The organism is Tsuneonella deserti (assembly GCF_014644315.1).
GTDB lineage: Bacteria > Pseudomonadota > Alphaproteobacteria > Sphingomonadales > Sphingomonadaceae > Tsuneonella > Tsuneonella deserti.
This window is the reverse complement of sequence record NZ_BMKL01000010.1, coordinates 1-558: the sequence shown is the minus strand read 5'-3', so window position 1 is coordinate 558 and position 558 is coordinate 1. Positions and strand designations below refer to the sequence as shown.

1 protein-coding gene is annotated in these 558 nt (G+C 33.9%); it reads left to right on the top strand.

Annotation, left to right across the window (positions count from 1 at the left end; translation table 11 throughout):
• Positions 1 to 56 precede the first annotated feature (56 nt).
• On the top strand, positions 57 to 558 hold a 502-nt coding region (locus tag IEW58_RS14235), incomplete at its 3' end, for an endo-1,4-beta-xylanase (RefSeq protein ID WP_188645885.1).

Below are 558 nucleotides of genomic sequence, written 5' to 3'. Positions count from 1 at the left end.
GTTAGATTTTATTATGATTATCACCCATTTCACTGTATATTAAATCTCATTAAAAAATGAAAAAAAATTTAGTTATTGCCCTGGTTTTTGTAGTTTTTATTTGCTCAAATTTCATTACACGAAATAAGGCAAGCAATTCGCTTAAAGATGCTTTTAAGAAAGACTTTTTGATTGGTACGGCTCTTAATAATTTACAAATTGAAGAAAAAGACCCGACTGTAAACAGCCTAATCAAGCAACAGTTTAATGCAGCAACTCCCGAAAATATCATGAAATCGGCATTGATTCATCCAAAATGGGATACTTATGATTTCAAACTGGCCGACAAAATGGTTGAATATGGACAGAAGAATAACATCAAAATCAATGGACACACGTTGGTATGGCATAGCCAATTACCAAACTTTATTAGAGGCATTAAGAGCAGCGACTCAATCCGCACATTTTTTACTGAACACATCAAAACTGTGGCTGGACGTTACAAAGGAAAGGTATTCTCATGGGATGTTGTAAATGAAGCACTCAATGAAGATGGAACTCTCAGAAATTCTGTTTTCT